The following is a 15,871-nucleotide window of genomic DNA, read 5'->3' as shown; positions in this document are numbered from 1 at the left end:
CGCGTGGGTGCAAAATGAGCTCAACGAAACACCCCGACAAATCCTCGGCGGCGCAACCCCACGTGAAATACTTAACGAACTATTCAAGCGTGGCGCATCCACCGCTTGATTCCGCCCACCACCATTGGCGTGGGAATTTTACGCCGGTGAGGCATTTTTCAATGAACTTAACGGGACGAATTGACAGTATGACGTCGCCTGAAAGAATGACGGCAAGGAGAATGGAAGGCCAGATAGGGGCTGTTTCGTCGAAAATCATAGTTGGACTCCAAATACGCTTTCTAGGCGATTGATGATTGTGCGTGCTTGGTCTTTTAGTTCTTGCGACGAATAAAGTCCGGCGGCCCAGCCGATTAGCAAACCTAGATAGGCGTGATACAAGACTCCTGCAAGATCGCGAGACTCATCCTCGGTCAATCTTGATGCCGCGAGACGTCGAAGGATTTCTTCCGTGAGAAGATGTTCCAAGCGTCTGAGCTCTTGCCCTTGATCGCTAAGTTCAATGAGAGCAGATGCGTAAGCGCGGGATAGTTCGCTGTGTCCTGCAAACATCTCCAAAAATGGATTGATGACCGAAATGAGATCTCCAGGTGGTTGAGTCCTGAGTCCGTCATGAATCTTTGCAATTTTGTGGCTGATGCTTTGAACCAGCAGTGCGCGCTTTTCGCCGACAGACATGACTGTGCCAACGCTGACACCAGCCTTTTTCGCAATTTCTCTAATGCTGGTATCGGCATATCCCGTAGTTTCGAAAAGTTCGCCTGCAGCGGTTAACACCTTTAGGCGCGTTGTGTTCTTCGAGCGCGCACGTGAGTTTTTATGAACAGGTTCAGTGAACATGTTCATATCGTAGCAGACATCTACTCTCTATTCTTTTCCTTCGTCCGCAGCATATCCATGCTCATCACGGCGCCGATGATGGCAGCATGTTGTTGCTCGTTGAGGCCCGGTGTGATGGCCAGGCAGTAGGTATTTTTACCCATGAAGTAGTTGCCTACGCCGGTCCACTCGTTGGTGACGTTGGCAAGCTGGCGGCCGTGGGAGGTGATGGAGAGATTCCAGTCCCAGAAATCGCCGCGAATTTCGACGTCAGGAAAGCCCTTCATGGTCAGCTCCAGCTTTGTTTTGAGCATGGAGAAACGCTTGGTAATGACAGCCATGGGCTGTTCGATTCCCGGCAAGTGCACCTCGTAGGTATCCCGCAGAAAATTCGGCGGATCCGAAATCGTCATGACCGTCTGTAGAGGGTTGCCCTCGGCATCCGTGAGTGCAACCTCCAAGCTGCGGGAAGATTTAAACACCATGTCTTTGAGGCTGGTGGATTGCAGGATCGTGCCCACAGGGGTGTTGTCGATATCGGTGATCATGAACTGATCATTGAGGAAGGACTTGGTCTGGGTAATTACGAGCTCATCTAGTGTGAATAAATTTTGCGTCATGCCAGCCACTGTAGGGCAGCTGGTGGAATTATTCCTCCTCCCTAGGGGTGGTTTTCTGCTGGCGCATGAGTTCTTGGGCCTCTTCATATGCTCGGGCGCGGTGGGCGGTCATGGTTTGAGCAAAGGTCTGCACCCAATTCTTGTTCTTAGGCGCTAGTGGCCCGGAGGGCTCCGTGGCGGTCCAGGTTCCATCCTCGAAAAGCCAGATGATGTCGCGCGTATGTGGGTCCATGACGTAGAAAGCACGACCATCGGTCTTCACATTGTGATGGTGCTGGCAGAGGCAGGCTAAGTTAGCCGGAGTAGTCGGACCGCCATCCGCATGATTGATGCGGTGATCCTTCTGGCAGGCCGTGGCCGGGCGATTGCAGCCGGGATAACGGCAGGTGCCGTCAAATCCTTCTAAGTACGCAGCCATGGCCGCCGGGGTGACGTAGCCCTTGACCTCGTGGTTAGGGTCCATCGCCCGGATTTTGGTGTAGGGCAGCGCATTCGAGCGCGCCGGGTCGAGCCAGCCCACGGATTCAATAAAGGCCGGGGAATTGGGTACGTCGGTGGCTTTATAGGCGTTGAGGATGATTTCGGGGGCTTGGGTGCGGCCGGTGAGGAGTGCAACGGCGGCGTCGGCAAGCGAGCAATCTAGCTCTAGCGCGGTCTGCCGGATGCACTTATCGACGCTCGCGATAACCGCCGGGTCCGCACTCAAAGTCACCGCCGAGGTGTTATCGCCCCAGTTTTCCATGGTGTAGCGCGGCTGGGTAGGGCCCTGGGTGACGGCCAATGTGTCATCGGCGAGGTTGATGAGCTCGTTGAGCTTGCGCTTGATCTGTGCTTGCGTACGCATGGTCTGGTTCGGCCGGGTAGGGGTGAGGTAGGCAGTGAGCTGCTCATCGATGCGCGCCACCACCTCTGGCGTCGGATTGCCCAAGCGGTTGAGGGACTTATTGATGGCAATAATCCGGTCGAGGTCTAAGTGATAGAGGCGGTGCTGCAGCGCTTGGAGCTTGGGCAGCTCCTCCAAGCGGTGCAGTGCCATGAGGATATGGCCAATCCGGCCTTCATTGACGCCGGTGGTGCGGTAGAGGGAGTTGGTGACTAATTCGAAATCAGAATCGAGTTCTGGGACTTGGTTCACCCAGAACTCGTATTCCGCCTTTCGCATCTCAAAGGCTAAGCGTGTGGTGGGGTCGGTGGTATTGGTCGTGGAAAAGTAGGGTTCTTCCATGGCGCATCGTACCTAAATTATCGTGTGAACCTGTGTACGAATTACACCTTATAACACCCCTCGGACACGAGCCCCTTCCTTCGTATTTACACAGCTCAAGAGCTATATTCTGGATCCTTGGTGGGTAGAGTAGTTTCGCTTTTTTGTGCCGCATATTTCTTCTCTTGCTTGCGTATGAAACGCAGGCCCCAGATAATCAGTGTCCACGTAATGAGAGCGGTAAGGAAAAAGGTCACCGGCCAATCACCCGTAATGATCAGCGAGGCATTGAACAGGGTATGCAGGGCGATAGCGGCCAGCCAGAATCCGGCCACCTGCCAGTATCCGTGGCGTGCCCCCGCGTAGAGCTTGCCGACGCCCCACGCCGCAACCCCCGTATATAGTGCATGGCTAAAGGCACCAGTGAGGATTCGCCCGGTACCGGTAATAATGGCGCCCCAGAGATCGCCATCCAGGTTAGTGATGGTCGCGCTCAGGATGAATGGAATATTTTCCATGACATCAAAGCCAAGGCCTACCGCCATTCCGATCGCGGCGGCTTGGTAGGGATGCCGCACGTTCTTAAAGGCTGCAACAATAATGACAACGCCGAGGAGCTTGATGGTTTCTTCCGGAAGCGGCGAGTATAAGGCTGCGTCTAGGTGGGTGATCCCCAGCTTGTTTGAGATCCCCACCATTTGGTTGTTGAGGCTAAACACCACCGGCTGGGCGAGCGCACCCCATAGGATGCCCTGCCACATCGGCCGCGGCTTAAACCACCAGAATCCCAGTCCAAGCGTCAGGCCAGCGCAGATGAGCGCACCGATGAGCCCCACCTCGGTAAACCGGCGATCAACAAAGAAAAAGCCGGAAACTACCAGGCCGAAAGCGATAGATAGCCAGTACAGATTCTTCATGCCTTTTCTACCTCCTGGGCAAGTTCTGCAGCGCGAGGTCCGTGCAAGGAGAGGAACGTGGTGGGGCCATCGCCCTCAATGCTGATGGCTACGAGGTCGCCATCGCTAAGCGTGCGCTTATCCCCGTCGCGGTCGATGTCTCCTTCCGGCATGGCCGTACCTTCCCTCATTGCCCGGAGGTACCGGCGGGTGGCTTGGTCTTTGTCCTGTACGCCGACTTCTTTAGCGCGGATCTGGGTGCCGTCACAGTCCCAGCGCGGCTCGGCAGTGGTGGAGCCATCTTCTTCCGTGCAGGATAATCCGGGGATGCGCGCCTGGCCGGCCTGCACCTCAGAGGTGGGGTTGTCGTATATATCTGGCAGGAGTGCATTGGTGCCGTAGATGGCACCAAAAATCACGCCTGCCGCGAGGATGAGTGGTGTGCTTTTCATGTACTCAACGCTAAGTATGCCCTGCTCATCGCGGTATCCTCCGCGGGGAGGATTAAGCCGGACGTAGGGAGGATTTCTCCTCCATAAGTTCTGCCAAGCCCTGTGATAGGTTGGGTGAGTGTTTGAGGAGCTAGAAGAAGCGGAATCGAAAGACGAGCCCAGCCGCGCCTGGTGGCAATGGTGGGCACCCATCGCCATGGTCGCGGTTTTCATCGTTGTTCCGCCCGCCGTCTACCACCTTGTTTCCGGCCTTATCCTGCTCATCCTCATGGCCGTGCTGACGGTGATCATTGCTCTTGTCGACGGCGCCACTTTCCGCGCCTCTTGGACCATCTTCTGTGTGGCTGGGCTGGCCTATTTTGCCGCCATGTCCCTGTATTTCAATGAGGGAACGTGGATTTACCTCCCAGTGTTTGTTTTCTTGGCATGGGCTGCGAGCAAGCTAGGTGCCGTGGTGGGCTCCAAGGCAGGGAAGAGCTAATGGAGACCTGGCGCCTAGAGCACCCCGAGGTGGGCACTATCGAGGTGCAGCGCGGATACGATGCCGAGTTCGCTGAGCTAGGTGAGTGGCCGAAGAAGGCGAAGGACTATACCCCGGTTCCAGGCGATGCCTCCCTCCCCGAACGGCTCCGGTTGTGGCGGAAGAATCCCAGCCCGCGCCTGCAGATTGTGGTCAACGGTCAGGTACGCAGCCGCCACGATCGGCCTCGTGCGGGCCGGTATTCGCTTAAAAAGAAGATAGAAAAAGACCTCACCCTTTTTGAGAACTCCGCCTCGCGCAGCAAACCTTATCTGGATATCCAAGCCTCTCCCTTTGGCGAGCTTTTAGACGTCTACTACCGCAATGGTGAGGAGGCAGTTGCCCTCGATCCACCGGCCCGCTCACTAGGAGAAAAGCGCCGCAAGGCCATGGAGGAAAGCTCCTTTAAGCGGGTGTTGTATCCGCTCCTGGGCGGCTTGGGAAAGTCCGGCTGGGCCATAGGCGTGATCGTGCTTGGTCCGATCATTAGCCGCATCTTGTCTCGGTTATTGCCGGATTGGGAGCTGCCAGATATCGACCTGCCGGATATCGCGCTCCCAGTGCCGGAGTTGCCGCAGATTGAGCTACCCGTGCCGAATATTGATCTCAATATTGACATAGACCCGCCCGATTGGCTCGTATTCTTAATGGACTACAGCAAGGTGTGGGTGCCGATCATCATTGCCATCGTGGTGGGCATTCAGGCAATACGCAATGCCAAAAAGTCTGAAGAAAAGAAGCAGCAGTGGCAACAGGGTGGCGCGTATGCTGACGGCCATGAAGATTCAGGGCGCGATTGATGCGGAAGGCCGGTGCAAGCATTGGCATTCCTCGTTGGACGTGGTGGCCAATAAGTGCGCCACCTGCGGGAAGTATTTTGCTTGCGCGTTGTGCCACGCCGAACTCACTGACCATGAGTTTGGGCCCATGCTTGCCGACGCCCCCTCAGTCCTCTGCGGCGCCTGCCGCACCGAGATGAACTACCACGCTTATTCCGCCGCGCCTGCGTGTCCCCACTGCGGGCATAAATTTAATCCCGGCTGCAGCGCGCATGCCGGGATCTATTTTCAGCTAGACCGCTAGAAAGAAGACAGTTGCTGTAGCTGCTGGATTTGCGGAATCTGCGGCAGCTGGAACTGGGATATAGCGTTCTGGGCAATCTTGGCCGCGTCCGGGATGCGGAAGGTCTGGCCCAAGAACGGGACGTCGACAGTCGGCTGGCCAGGGATGGTGCCCAGCTCGATGACCTTGGCGTTCTTGGCTGGCGCTGGGGACGGAGCCGGAGCCGGCTTTGGTGCGGGAGCATTGCCGCGCTGGCCGCCAGTGTTGACTGGCTTGCCCTGGCCAGTAGTGCCGTTTAGGCCGCAGCGGGCAATAGCCTCGTCCATGCGGCCGATGGCGTCGCGAACCTCGTTGCCGCGTGGGTGCACGGTGGCAACGGCGAGGGCCTGGGACTTCTTCTGGTTGTAGTCAGCGGAGTTGGTCCAGTACTGCTTCGCCTGGGAGCAGGAAATCTGGCCGGCAGGCATCTTGGCTAGGAGGTTGTCAACGGCGTCGGCATGGGCAGCGGCAGGGGCGGCGAGGGTTACGGTCAGGGCGGTAGCTGTAGATAGCAGCGCGGACTTACGTGCAAAGCTCATGCCAGCTATCTTGCCACACTTGTTATGCCTGTGACAGGCCAAGGAAGCGATTAACCAGGCTGCGGTAAGCGCGCACGGTGAGCTTCAGATCCTCCAAGTAGAGATGCTCGTCGTGGCTGTGCAGCTGTGAATTGGCGCTAGCCATATCGCGGCCCTCGGCGTGCATGGCAAAGCCATAGGCGTTGCCACCCCTGCGGCGAGCAAAGCGCAGATCCGAGCCGCCGGTGGCGTGAACTGGGACGACGGCCTTATCGGGGAAGAATTCCTTGGAGGTGGACTCAATGGCGCGCCACAGCTCGGTATCGGTGGAGGATTGCGTGGCATCTTCAGTAATGAGGTGTTCGATTTCTACCTCATTGGCCATGTCTCCAAGCGCGCTGCGCAGGAAGTCATCTAGATCCTCTTGGGTCTGGCCGGGGAAGGGGCGCACATCCATTTCCAGGTAGGCATGTGAAGGCAGCACGTTGATGGCACCGCCGGCGCGCAGGACGGTCTCGGCGATGGTGGTGTGGCTAAATGCATGTGCGTAGGCGTCGAGGTTGCCGAACTTGGAGTAGTCACCGGTGCCGTCGATAAGCTCCTGCTCGGTCTGGGGGTCAAATTTGAAGGTGCGCACGAAGCCCTCCCAGATCTCATTGGAAGCCGTGGGCGGCTCAGCGGCGGCGATGCGGCGGGCCACCTCACCGATCTTTACGATGGCAAAGTCCTTGCCATAAGGGGTGGAGCCATGGCCGGCATCGCCATGTACGTGCAGGCGGCGCTGGCCGGCGCCCTTTTCACCCACGTTGAAACCCACCGCGCCGGGCAGGTGGCTGCCGCCGGTTTCAGATAAGCAGTTCTTCCAGGAAAAGGCATCGGGGTGGTTTTCGGACATAAAGCGCACGCCGAGACCGCCGCGGGCCTCTTCATCGGCCATGCCGACGAAGGCAAGGGTGCCGCCCGTATTGCCGGTGCGGGCGACCTCGCGCGTGACGGCGGCCATGGTGGCGGTAATAAAGAGCATGTCTACGGAACCGCGGCCGTAGAGCTTGCCGTCCTCGATGAGCGCCTCGAAGGGAGGCTTGGTCCATTTAGGTTCGTCGACGGGGACGACGTCTGTATGCCCCATGAGGGTGAGCGGTTCTTTGTCCGGATCGCCGGGGACGGTCACGACGATGGAAACGCGGCCTGGGTGGGACTCGAAGCGCTCAATCTGCACGTCTTCGCCCGCGAAGAATTTTTCTAAACTATCCGCATTGCGTACCTCGTGACCGGAGTCCGGCGTGAGGTCGTTTACGCAGGCATTGCGGATAAGTTCTTGGAGGAGGGAGAGGGTGTCATCATAAAGCGTCATGCTATCGAGCCTAACGCTGGGAAAAATTTTATGTGATTTTAACCAAACCTGAACGCCGTTCAAGTATGGTTCACACCATGAGCATTATTGACATCGCCCGTGAAAAAGCGCTGGAGCAAGGCAAAGGCCTCAACCAGGAAGAACTGCTGCAAGTACTACAGGTTCCGGATTCCCAATTGGAGGAAATCGCCGATATCGCCCACCAGACCCGCCTGAAGTGGTGTGGTCCAGACGTATCGGTGGAAGGCATTATCTCCATTAAAACTGGTGGCTGCCCAGAGGATTGCCACTTCTGTTCTCAGTCCGGCCTCTTCGAGTCCCCAGTGCGCGCCGTGCGCCTCAACATCCCGGAGTTGGTGGAGGCAGCGCAGAAGACCGCCAAGACCGGTGCTACTGAGTTCTGCATCGTCGCTGCGGTGAAGTCCCCGGATGATCGCTTGCTGGACCAGGTAGGCGAGGCGATTGCAGCGATTAATGACGCCGTCGATATCGAGATTTCCTGCTCCCTGGGCACCCTGACCCGCGAGCAGGCGCAGCGCCTAAAGGACATGGGCGCGCAGCGTTATAACCACAACCTGGAGACGTCCCGTTCCTTCTTCCCCAATGTGGTCACCACCCACACTTGGGAGGAGCGCAAGCAGACCCTCGACTATGTGCGCGAGGTAGGCATGGAGGTCTGCTGTGGCGGCATCATCGGCATGGGCGAGTCCTTGGAGCAGCGCGCCGAGTTCGCCGCGCAGCTGGCAGAAATTGATCCCTGCGAGGTGCCGATGAACTTCCTGGATCCGCGCCCGGGCACCCCATTTGCGGATCGCCCGCTGGTTCCGCTGGGTGAAGGCCTGCGCGCCGTGGCGGCATTCCGTTTGGCTATGCCGTCTACCACCTTGCGCTTTGCTGGCGGCCGCGAGCTTTCGCTTGGCGACGACGGCACGGAGCGCGGCCTGCTCGGTGGCATCAACGCCATCATTGCGGGCAACTACCTGACCACCCTGGGCCAGCAGATTGAAAAGGATGTGGACATGTTGAACCGCATCGATCTGCCGATTAAGGCCCTGTAGTGGCTGGTTTATCCGAGCCGACTTCCGAATTGGCCGCTGCCGTTCTGGCTGGGGAGGAGCCGATTTTCCATCCAAATACCGGCAAGCCGATTGAGGAGGTCTTTACGCTGCACCCTGCAGCCGCAGCTGGACTCGATGTGCCGCGCTATTGCCAAATCTGTGGTCGCCGCATGGTGGCTCAGGTGCGCCCCGATGGCTGGCACACCAAGTGCTCGCGCCACGGGGAGCTGGATTCGGAGTGGCTATACGTAGAGCACTTGCCCGAAAGCTAGCATCGGGAGCATGGATCCAGCCGTCTCCCTTGCTCACCAGTCCGCGCTGCGCTCGATCGCCCGAGTGGTAGAGGAATCGGCGCCGCATACGGAGCCGGGGAGGGCTTTGGGGGACGTCGTCAAGCAGCTGCGTGAGGGCCCAGTGATGGTGCTGACGGGGGCTGGGGTGTCGACGGAGTCGGGCGTGCCGGATTATCGGGGGCCGCGTGGCTCGCTGAGTAGGCACCGTCCGATGACCTATCAGGAATTTCGCCACGACCCGGCCGCGAGCCATAGGTATTGGGCCCGCAGTTTTGTGGGGTGGCGAGTCATGGATGCTGCGGCGCCGAATCGTACGCATTATGCGCTGGTGGAACTGGAGCGCGCCGGGCTGATTAATGGCGTGGTTACTCAGAATGTGGACGGCCTGCATAAACAGGCCGGGACCGCGAACTTGGTGGCGCTGCATGGCGATATGGAAACCGTCGTGTGTCTGATGTGCGGATATCGGGAGGCGCGGACGCATTTCGATGCGCGTTTGGCCGCAGCAAATCCGGGGTACTTGGAGCGCCTAGTGGTGGAGGCGGACCAAGTGAATCCGGATGGTGACGTGACCCTGGATGAGGCCGCCGTGGCAGCGTTTCGCATGGCCGGATGCGAGAGCTGTGGATCGGAATTATTGAAACCAGACGTCGTCTACTTTGGCGAACCCGTGCCGGCTGAGCGCCGCGATGCCGCCTTTGCCGTGTTGGGACAGGCGCGCTCGCTGCTGGTGGCTGGGTCCTCTCTTGCGGTGATGAGTGGGTATCGCTTTGTGCTGGAGGCAAAGAAGCAGGGCAAGCGCGTAGCCGTCATCAATGGCGGCCCCGGCCGGGGTGATCAGAAGGTGGATACGCTGTGGCGCACGCAGGTGGGCCCAGCCTTTGACGCGGTCCTTGATGAGCTGGAGCTCTAACTAGCGGGGGATAGTCTCTACTAATTCCAAGATGGTGCGCACGATGGCATGGACGCGCTTATCCATGGGCATATCCTCGTGCATGACCACTGCTCGGCGGTCGAAGTCTTGGACATAAATATTTCGCACGGTGCCCTCTGCGACGCCGCGGGGATCAAGGAAGCAGGTTTCGGGTGGGACCACGACGGCATCAGACCGTGTGGCAATGCAGGTATAGCTCACGCCAGATTCCAAGTCGCCATCGCGATTGGCCTCGCGTAGCGCTTCGCTGCCGACAATTTGGTCCATTCCCGCCGGCCCAAACCAGCCATCGATGACGGAGCGCATTACCGCCTCTTGGCGCGGGGTGCGAATGAGGCGGCTGACGATACCGCCGTAGGTAGTTCCGTGGTTTGGCGCGCTGATGCACATCAGGTGGAGGACATGCTCGGCGCCGCCAATCATGCGCATCCAATAGCGGGCGAGGAGCCCGCCCTGCGAGTGGCCGATGAGGATGACCTTGTTCGCGCCGGTGACCATGCGCACGGTGCGGATATAGGCATCGAGTTGCTCGGCGGATTCTGCAAGGGGTTGGGTGGCGCGGCGGCCGTAGTCAGGGGCGAAGACCGCCCAGCCGTCTTGGCGCAGCTCATTGCCGAGGATTTGCCATACGCCCTTGGTATCGCAGGTGCCGTGGATGAGGATGACCGGCCAGGGGCGTTGTGCGGTAGGACGTGCGCCCCAGTCATCTTCGAAGATCCCACGTGGCTTCATGCGTGCGCCTAGCGGGAGGGTGGCGGCCGCATCGGCGTCGAGGGCGGTATCGCCGGGGCTGGTTTTGACCTTTTGCGCTTTGATGAGGTCCGCAATCTCGGCCGCGACCTCCTCGCGCAGTGCCGTGGCTTCGGCAGGGGAGGCGACACCGCGACGCGGGGAATCGGTCAATTCCTTCTCGCTGGCACGCCAGAATTTGCGGAGTTGTTCGGAAATAGTGGATTTCAACTCAGCCATGGTTCCGGATTGTACTCGTTATTGCAGGTTAACTGTGTTTTTGTCAGGAGTTAAGAAATTTATGGGCAAACCCTTGACCATCCTACGAAAGGTTTATAAACTTAGGCTTGCCTAATCACGGGCGGTGCTTGCAGGAGGGTGCGCTCCATTCCCTCCTTGGGTACCGAGAGATTAGTCATGGGGAGAAGGCCCGCCGATGCGCTGTCGGCGGGCCTTCGTTGTGGATAAAGGGCGGTTCCCGGCCTGAAGAAAAGGTGGCGCAAAAGGGGTGTAAAGGAAATATAAAAATTGCGAGCGGGAGGCGTAAAGATAGCGCAAAGATTGCCTAGGGCAGCGGAGGTGTGGTCCTAACGTTTGTGCGTAGCAGGTGCTGCCTTGGTACCGGCACCTGGCAGGCATACCTGTCAGGCACAGGAAAGTTTCACTCGCACAAGGGAGTTTCCCACATGTTAGACATCGTGGCAATCCTGATAGCCATCCTGACGGTTGGCTGTCCCTCCGTCCTCAACGAGCTTCTGGACGGTGATGCATAACCATGAACACCATTACAGCGGTCATTGGCCTCGTCATTGTTGTGGCGTTGGTGACCTACCTCATCATTTCCTTAGTTGATCCGGAGCGTTTCGCATGATCGCCGGCGTTGGGGCGGTGTTACCGCAGTTCCTCGCCCTCGTCGTCTTGCTCGCGGCGGCATATGTTCCTTTGGGCAACTGGATCGCACGCAGCTACACCTCTGACAAGGACTGGGCGATAGAGCGTGCGGTGTATAAGGTCCTGCGCGTTGACCCAAACCGCGGGCATAACAGCAAGAATTACAGCCGTGCATTGCTTGGTTTCAGCTTGGCATCCGTACTCGTTCTTTACGCGGTGCAGCGCCTACAAACCGTTTTGCCTAGCTTTGGCAATTCCCGCTCCGCAGCGGTGGAACCGTGGATGGCGTTCAATACGGCGGCGTCATTCGTGTCCAATACCAACTGGCAGTCCTATTCGGGCGAAGAAACCCTGAGCAATGGTGCGCAGATGCTTGGCCTGACCGTCCAGAACTTTGCCTCCGCGGCTGTCGGCATGTGTGTGGCGGTTGCGCTCATTCGCGGTATCGGTCACTTGGGATATGGTCGTGACAAGCTGGGCTCTGAGAGCGGACAGCACCTCATCGGAAATTTCTGGGTTGACCTCACCCGCGGTTTGGTGCGCATTCTTTTGCCGCTTTCTCTATTGATTTCCTTCGTCCTCATCTTGGGCGGAACCATGCAAACCTTCGGGTCCAACCTGGTGAGCTCCGCGGGCGTGGATATTCCGCGCGCTCCGGTAGCTAGCCAGGAGGCAATTAAATTGCTGGGAACCAATGGTGGTGGCATCTTCGGCGCCAACTCGGCGCACCCTTTTGAGAACCCCACTGGTTTTACCAACCTCGTGGAAATCTTTTCTTTGCTGGTTATCTCTTTCTGCTTTATCCGTGCCTATGGGGTAATGCTGAAATCGCAAAAACATGCCTGGACCCTGCTTGGCGTCATCGGCGGCATTTGGACCGTTATGGTTGCCTTGGTGGTATGGGCACAGCACACTACCACCGGTGCGGCAGCTCACGCTGCGGGCGGCAACTTGGAGGGCATCGAACAGCGCCTAGGTATTGACGCTTCCGCACTCTTTGCGGTGTCTACCACGGGCACTTCTACCGGCGCGGTCGATTCGATGCACGATAGCTACTCACCATTGGGTGGCGGCTTGTTGATCCTCAATATGCTCCTGGGCGAAATTGCACCAGGCGGCGTGGGCACTGGCCTCTACGGTCTGCTGATGGTAGCAATCCTCGCCGTATTTATCGGCGGCCTGCTCGTTGGGCGCACACCGGAGTTTATGGGCAATAAGGTCGGCCGCAAGGAAATCTCCGCGGTGAGCCTGTACATCCTCACCATGCCGGTCCTCGTCCTAGTAGGCGTGGGCGCATCGGTGGCTCAGCGCAAGCTGGTGGAGCTTTCCGCGACCAACTTCGGCGCGCCGGGAACCTCGGATAACGCGCACGGTCTCTCCGAGGTGCTCTATGCCTTTACCTCGGCGTCGAATAATAACGGCTCGGCCTTCGCGGGCCTGACGGTAACCGAGCCCTGGTGGCAAGTCACCCTCGGTATCGCCATGCTGCTGGGCCGCTTCCTCCCCATCGTCTTCACCCTGTACTTGGCGGGCAGCCTAGCCGGTCAACGCCGGCAGGCCACTACCGCCGGCAGCTTGCCGACGTCCGGTGTGACCTTCGCGCTGCTTACCATCGGCGTCATTGTGTTGGTCGCCGCCCTTACCTTCTTCCCCGTTCTTACCTTGGGTCCCATTTCGGAGGCACTCTCATGACAACACCAACTATGACCACTGAGCAACGCACTCCCCAGCGCTCTGCCACCAAAAACAGTGGGTTGGCTGCGGCAGCGTTTAAATCGTTGCCGCACAAGATGTCCCCGCTCGCCCAAGCCCGCAACCCCGTCATGTTCGTGGTGTGGGTAGGCGCCGCGCTGACTACCCTGTGGTCCATCTTTAGCCCCAGCGTTTATGGCTGGGTGGTGACCGTATGGTTATGGTTTACCATTGCGTTCGCCGCGTTCGCTGAGGCATATGCCGAAGGCCGCGGTAAAGCCCAAGCGGATAGCTTGCGCGCCGTGCGCGATGACGCCACCGCGAACCTAGTCACCGATGGCGGCATCGAGGTTATTGCCGCTTCTGAGCTCACCAAGGGCGCTATCGTGCGCGTGGAGGCCGGAGAGACTATCCCGGGCGACGGCGACGTCATTGAAGGCGCGGCAACCGTCGATGAATCTGCCATTACCGGCGAGTCTGCTCCCGTGGTTCGCGAGGCCGGTGGAGATCGCTGTGCTGTGACCGGCGGTACCGTGGTTTTGTCTGATTCCATCCTGGTACAGATCACCTCGGAGCCGGGATCAACCTTCGTCGATACGATGATTGCCTTGGTGGAGGGAGCGGAGCGCCGCAAGACCCCGAATGAGATCGCGCTGAGCATCCTCCTGTCTACCTTGACTATCCTCTTCCTCATTGCGGTTACCGCACTGGCCCCAATGGGGTTGTTTACCGGCGCGGAGCTCTCCCCGCTCTCGCTGGTGGCCCTGTTGGTCTGCCTCATCCCAACCACCATCGCTGCCCTGCTATCCGCAGTAGGAATCGCGGGAATGAACCGCCTCGTGCACCACAATGTTCTGGCTACGTCCGGACGAGCGGTGGAGGCGGCGGGAGACGTAGCGACCCTACTCATGGATAAAACCGGCACCATCACCTATGGCAACCGGCAGGCTACCGGGCTTATCGTTGCGCGCGGTGTCGATGAGCAGGAAGCTGCGGAAATAGCCCGCGTTGCTTCGGTTGCCGATGAGACCCCAGAGGGTCGCTCCATCGTGTCGTGGTTGACCGAAAACTACCACCTTTCTGCCGAAGCAGGAGAGGAAGAAAAGACCGCCGAGGTCATTCCATTTAGCGCTTCTACCCGCATGTCTGGGCTTGATCTCAAAGGCCGAAAGCTGCGTAAGGGTGCAGGCGATGCTGTGCGCCGGTGGGTAACTGAAGCAGGTGGCGACTGGCCACAAGAAATTGCAGACTCCGTGACCCAGATTGCTGAAGGCGGTGGAACCCCGCTGCCCGTTGCTGTGGAAGAATCCGACGGCACCCGCAGGGTTATTGCGGTGGTGCAGCTCAGCGACGTCGTCAAGCCGGGCATGGCGGAGCGCTTCGCCGAACTGCGCCAGATGGGCATCAAAACCATCATGGTGACCGGCGATAACCCGTTGACGGCAGCGGCCATTGCGAAAGAGGCAGGCGTAGATGATTACATCGCGGAGGCCACCCCGGAAGATAAGCTGGCCAGGATCCGCGAGGAACAGGCGCATGGCCGCATGGTCGCTATGACCGGTGACGGTACTAATGATGCACCAGCGCTGGCGCAGGCGGACGTGGGCGTGGCCATGAACACGGGTACCTCTGCAGCGAAGGAAGCCGCCAATATGGTGGACTTGGATTCTGATCCGACCAAGCTTATCGATGTCGTGCGCATTGGCAAGCAGTTGCTTATCACCCGTGGGGCGCTTACCACCTTCTCTTTGGCCAATGACTTAGCGAAGTACTTCGCCATTTTGCCGGCCCTGTTTTCTACCCAGCTTCCGCACCTTGAGCGCCTCAACGTGATGCACCTGCACTCGCCGCAATCCGCCATTGTGTCTGCAGTCGTATTCAACCCGCTCATCATCGTTGCTCTTATTCCATTGGCGCTCAAGGGCGTGGCCTATAAGCCGGCCTCTGCTTCGTCCCTGCTACGCCGTAACCTGGGCATCTGGGGCCTGGGCGGCGTTATCACCCCATTCCTAGGCATCTGGCTCATTGACCAGGTAGTCAACCTGCTTCCAGGTATATAGAAAAAGAAGGACCAAAAATGCGTGTCTATTTTCGTAACCTCGCCGCTGGATTCTTAGCCGTACTATTGTGCGTTATCGCACTGGGAATGATTTATCCTGCTGCCGTGTGGGGAATCTCCCGCATCAAGCCGGACTCCGCCGAGGGCAACCTCATTTACCAAGGTGAGTGCCTAGCTGGCTCGACCCAGCTCCAAGATGGCCAGACCGAAGGCCCGTACTTCTTCCCCCGTTCCGAAGGCATGAGCAATTACGGCGCTAGTAGCTCCGAGCTAGAAAAAGCCGTGCAGGAGCGGCGCGGGGACATCGCCAAGCGTGAAGGCGCCGCTCCAGAAGATGTTCCCACCGATGCGGTAACCGGTTCCGGCTCTGGTGTCGACTCTGGCATTAGCCCTGCGTACGCTGAACTACAGGCTCCGCGGGTCGCTCGAGAGCAGGGGATGAGCACCGAAGAGGTGCGAAGCCTCATCGAGGACAACACGGAGCATGCCAGCCTCGGGTTCCTGGGCGAAGACGCAGTTAACGTCACTACTCTCAACCGAGCGCTGCCCAATCCCCCGTCCTGCTCATAAGATGAGTGCCATATGAACGACAAGAAAGTTCCGGCGCGCACCGTGCTGTCAAGGGGTGAATGCGCCACTTCGACCGGGAGGTAGTTGTGACGCGTTGGACTCCGAAGGATGTTAAGGATGCTGCTGTTGAGCGCGTGGTGGCAGGCGAGGCAGTTAGCCTG

Annotated in this window: 18 protein-coding genes; 10 read left to right on the top strand and 8 right to left on the bottom strand. The window is 58.7% G+C overall.

Annotated features, from left to right (window positions below):
• Positions 1–255 precede the first annotated feature (255 nt).
• From RAE07_RS11825 to RAE07_RS11805, 5 genes are all read right to left on the bottom strand, one after another.
• Positions 256–840: a TetR/AcrR family transcriptional regulator gene (locus RAE07_RS11825; RefSeq protein ID WP_317001913.1), complete on the bottom strand. Its 585-nt coding sequence runs from the start codon at positions 838–840 to the stop codon at positions 256–258.
• Between the two features lie 20 nt (positions 841–860).
• Positions 861–1,439, bottom strand: coding sequence for an LURP-one-related/scramblase family protein (locus tag RAE07_RS11820; RefSeq protein WP_239207757.1), 579 nt, complete (start codon positions 1,437–1,439; stop codon positions 861–863).
• Between the two features lie 28 nt (positions 1,440–1,467).
• Positions 1,468–2,664: an HNH endonuclease signature motif containing protein gene (locus tag RAE07_RS11815; protein ID WP_239207758.1), complete on the bottom strand. Its 1,197-nt coding sequence runs from the start codon at positions 2,662–2,664 to the stop codon at positions 1,468–1,470.
• Positions 2,665–2,759: 95 nt separating this feature from the next.
• Entirely contained in the window at positions 2,760–3,560 is an 801-nt protein-coding gene (locus tag RAE07_RS11810) for a PrsW family intramembrane metalloprotease (protein WP_308767128.1), read from the bottom strand.
• Positions 3,557–3,991, bottom strand: coding sequence for a hypothetical protein (locus RAE07_RS11805; RefSeq protein WP_259824823.1), 435 nt, complete (start codon positions 3,989–3,991; stop codon positions 3,557–3,559). Before RAE07_RS11805 ends, RAE07_RS11810 begins: the two co-directional genes overlap by 4 nt.
• Before the next feature lie 118 nt (positions 3,992–4,109).
• Between RAE07_RS11805 and RAE07_RS11800 the strand changes: the two genes are divergently transcribed.
• Genes RAE07_RS11800 through RAE07_RS11790 form a run of 3 tightly spaced genes read left to right on the top strand, consistent with a single transcriptional unit; the run spans position 4,110 to position 5,594 of the window.
• Complete coding sequence (locus RAE07_RS11800; protein WP_259824822.1) at positions 4,110–4,472, top strand: heme transporter; 363 nt, start codon at positions 4,110–4,112, stop codon at positions 4,470–4,472.
• Positions 4,472–5,311 carry a hypothetical protein gene (locus RAE07_RS11795; protein WP_259824821.1) on the top strand — a complete coding sequence of 280 codons (840 nt, stop codon included), beginning with the start codon at positions 4,472–4,474 and terminating at the stop codon, positions 5,309–5,311. The genes RAE07_RS11800 and RAE07_RS11795 overlap by 1 nt, the downstream gene beginning before the upstream one ends.
• Positions 5,289–5,594, top strand: a complete 306-nt coding sequence (locus RAE07_RS11790) for a CHY zinc finger protein (RefSeq protein ID WP_259824820.1) — start codon at positions 5,289–5,291, stop codon at positions 5,592–5,594. The genes RAE07_RS11795 and RAE07_RS11790 overlap by 23 nt, the downstream gene beginning before the upstream one ends.
• Here RAE07_RS11790 and RAE07_RS11785 read toward each other — a convergent pair.
• Together RAE07_RS11785 and RAE07_RS11780 are read right to left on the bottom strand one after the other, a co-directional pair.
• Positions 5,591–6,151, bottom strand: a complete 561-nt coding sequence (locus RAE07_RS11785; protein WP_317001912.1) for a hypothetical protein — start codon at positions 6,149–6,151, stop codon at positions 5,591–5,593. The two genes, RAE07_RS11790 and RAE07_RS11785, sit on opposite strands and share 4 nt — an antisense overlap.
• A 22-nt stretch (positions 6,152–6,173) precedes the next feature.
• Positions 6,174–7,484 carry a M20/M25/M40 family metallo-hydrolase gene (locus RAE07_RS11780; RefSeq protein ID WP_317001911.1) on the bottom strand — a complete coding sequence of 437 codons (1,311 nt, stop codon included), beginning with the start codon at positions 7,482–7,484 and terminating at the stop codon, positions 6,174–6,176.
• Between the two features lie 77 nt (positions 7,485–7,561).
• Here RAE07_RS11780 and bioB point away from each other — a divergent pair, with 77 nt between their 5' ends.
• The 3 genes from bioB to RAE07_RS11765 are packed head-to-tail and all read left to right on the top strand — an operon-like array spanning position 7,562 to position 9,748.
• Entirely contained in the window at positions 7,562–8,542 is a 981-nt protein-coding gene (gene bioB, locus RAE07_RS11775) for a biotin synthase BioB (RefSeq protein ID WP_034655643.1), read from the top strand.
• Positions 8,542–8,814 (top strand): biotin synthase auxiliary protein BsaP, encoded by a 273-nt coding sequence (gene bsaP, locus RAE07_RS11770; RefSeq protein WP_086589013.1) that lies wholly within the window; start codon positions 8,542–8,544, stop codon positions 8,812–8,814. Before bioB ends, bsaP begins: the two co-directional genes overlap by 1 nt.
• 10 nt (positions 8,815–8,824) lie before the next feature.
• Entirely contained in the window at positions 8,825–9,748 is a 924-nt protein-coding gene (locus RAE07_RS11765) for a Sir2 family NAD-dependent protein deacetylase (RefSeq protein WP_316328637.1), read from the top strand.
• Here RAE07_RS11765 and RAE07_RS11760 read toward each other — a convergent pair whose 3' ends face one another.
• Positions 9,749–10,738 (bottom strand): lipase family alpha/beta hydrolase, encoded by a 990-nt coding sequence (locus RAE07_RS11760; protein ID WP_200288427.1) that lies wholly within the window; start codon positions 10,736–10,738, stop codon positions 9,749–9,751.
• Between the two features lie 535 nt (positions 10,739–11,273).
• On the opposite strand from RAE07_RS11760, the gene kdpF reads away from it, so the two are divergent.
• Genes kdpF through RAE07_RS11740 form a run of 4 tightly spaced genes read left to right on the top strand, consistent with a single transcriptional unit; the run spans position 11,274 to position 15,710 of the window.
• Positions 11,274–11,369, top strand: coding sequence for a K(+)-transporting ATPase subunit F (gene kdpF / locus RAE07_RS11755; RefSeq protein ID WP_005328272.1), 96 nt, complete (start codon positions 11,274–11,276; stop codon positions 11,367–11,369).
• Positions 11,366–13,081: a potassium-transporting ATPase subunit KdpA gene (gene kdpA / locus RAE07_RS11750; protein WP_317001910.1), complete on the top strand. Its 1,716-nt coding sequence runs from the start codon at positions 11,366–11,368 to the stop codon at positions 13,079–13,081. The genes kdpF and kdpA overlap by 4 nt, the downstream gene beginning before the upstream one ends.
• On the top strand, positions 13,078–15,141 hold the full coding sequence (gene kdpB, locus RAE07_RS11745; RefSeq protein ID WP_317001909.1) for a potassium-transporting ATPase subunit KdpB: 2,064 nt from the start codon (positions 13,078–13,080) through the stop codon (positions 15,139–15,141). The genes kdpA and kdpB overlap by 4 nt, the downstream gene beginning before the upstream one ends.
• Positions 15,142–15,158: 17 nt before the next feature.
• Positions 15,159–15,710, top strand: a complete 552-nt coding sequence (locus RAE07_RS11740; RefSeq protein WP_200288425.1) for a potassium-transporting ATPase subunit C — start codon at positions 15,159–15,161, stop codon at positions 15,708–15,710.
• Positions 15,711–15,871 lie beyond the last annotated feature (161 nt).

It is taken from the genome of Corynebacterium nasorum, assembly GCF_032821635.1.
In the GTDB taxonomy this organism is placed as follows: Bacteria; Actinomycetota; Actinomycetes; order Mycobacteriales; family Mycobacteriaceae; genus Corynebacterium; species Corynebacterium kefirresidentii.
Note: the sequence above shows the minus strand (reverse complement) of the source record. Positions and strands in the feature narration are given on the sequence as shown.

Coding starts and splice junctions, on each gene's coding strand:
- RAE07_RS11825 (WP_317001913.1), bottom strand. CDS start 840: ATGTTCACTGAACCTGTTCATAAAAACTCACGTGCGCGCTCGAAGAAC.
- RAE07_RS11790 (WP_259824820.1), top strand. CDS start 5,289: ATGAAGATTCAGGGCGCGATTGATGCGGAAGGCCGGTGCAAGCATTGG.
- RAE07_RS11765 (WP_316328637.1), top strand. CDS start 8,825: ATGGATCCAGCCGTCTCCCTTGCTCACCAGTCCGCGCTGCGCTCGATC.
- RAE07_RS11805 (WP_259824823.1), bottom strand. CDS start 3,991: ATGAAAAGCACACCACTCATCCTCGCGGCAGGCGTGATTTTTGGTGCC.
- RAE07_RS11795 (WP_259824821.1), top strand. CDS start 4,472: ATGGAGACCTGGCGCCTAGAGCACCCCGAGGTGGGCACTATCGAGGTG.
- RAE07_RS11810 (WP_308767128.1), bottom strand. CDS start 3,560: ATGAAGAATCTGTACTGGCTATCTATCGCTTTCGGCCTGGTAGTTTCC.
- kdpA (WP_317001910.1), top strand. CDS start 11,366: ATGATCGCCGGCGTTGGGGCGGTGTTACCGCAGTTCCTCGCCCTCGTC.
- RAE07_RS11815 (WP_239207758.1), bottom strand. CDS start 2,664: ATGGAAGAACCCTACTTTTCCACGACCAATACCACCGACCCCACCACA.
- RAE07_RS11740 (WP_200288425.1), top strand. CDS start 15,159: ATGCGTGTCTATTTTCGTAACCTCGCCGCTGGATTCTTAGCCGTACTA.
- bioB (WP_034655643.1), top strand. CDS start 7,562: ATGAGCATTATTGACATCGCCCGTGAAAAAGCGCTGGAGCAAGGCAAA.
- RAE07_RS11785 (WP_317001912.1), bottom strand. CDS start 6,151: ATGAGCTTTGCACGTAAGTCCGCGCTGCTATCTACAGCTACCGCCCTG.
- RAE07_RS11760 (WP_200288427.1), bottom strand. CDS start 10,738: ATGGCTGAGTTGAAATCCACTATTTCCGAACAACTCCGCAAATTCTGG.
- kdpF (WP_005328272.1), top strand. CDS start 11,274: ATGAACACCATTACAGCGGTCATTGGCCTCGTCATTGTTGTGGCGTTG.
- kdpB (WP_317001909.1), top strand. CDS start 13,078: ATGACAACACCAACTATGACCACTGAGCAACGCACTCCCCAGCGCTCT.
- RAE07_RS11820 (WP_239207757.1), bottom strand. CDS start 1,439: ATGACGCAAAATTTATTCACACTAGATGAGCTCGTAATTACCCAGACC.
- RAE07_RS11780 (WP_317001911.1), bottom strand. CDS start 7,484: ATGACGCTTTATGATGACACCCTCTCCCTCCTCCAAGAACTTATCCGC.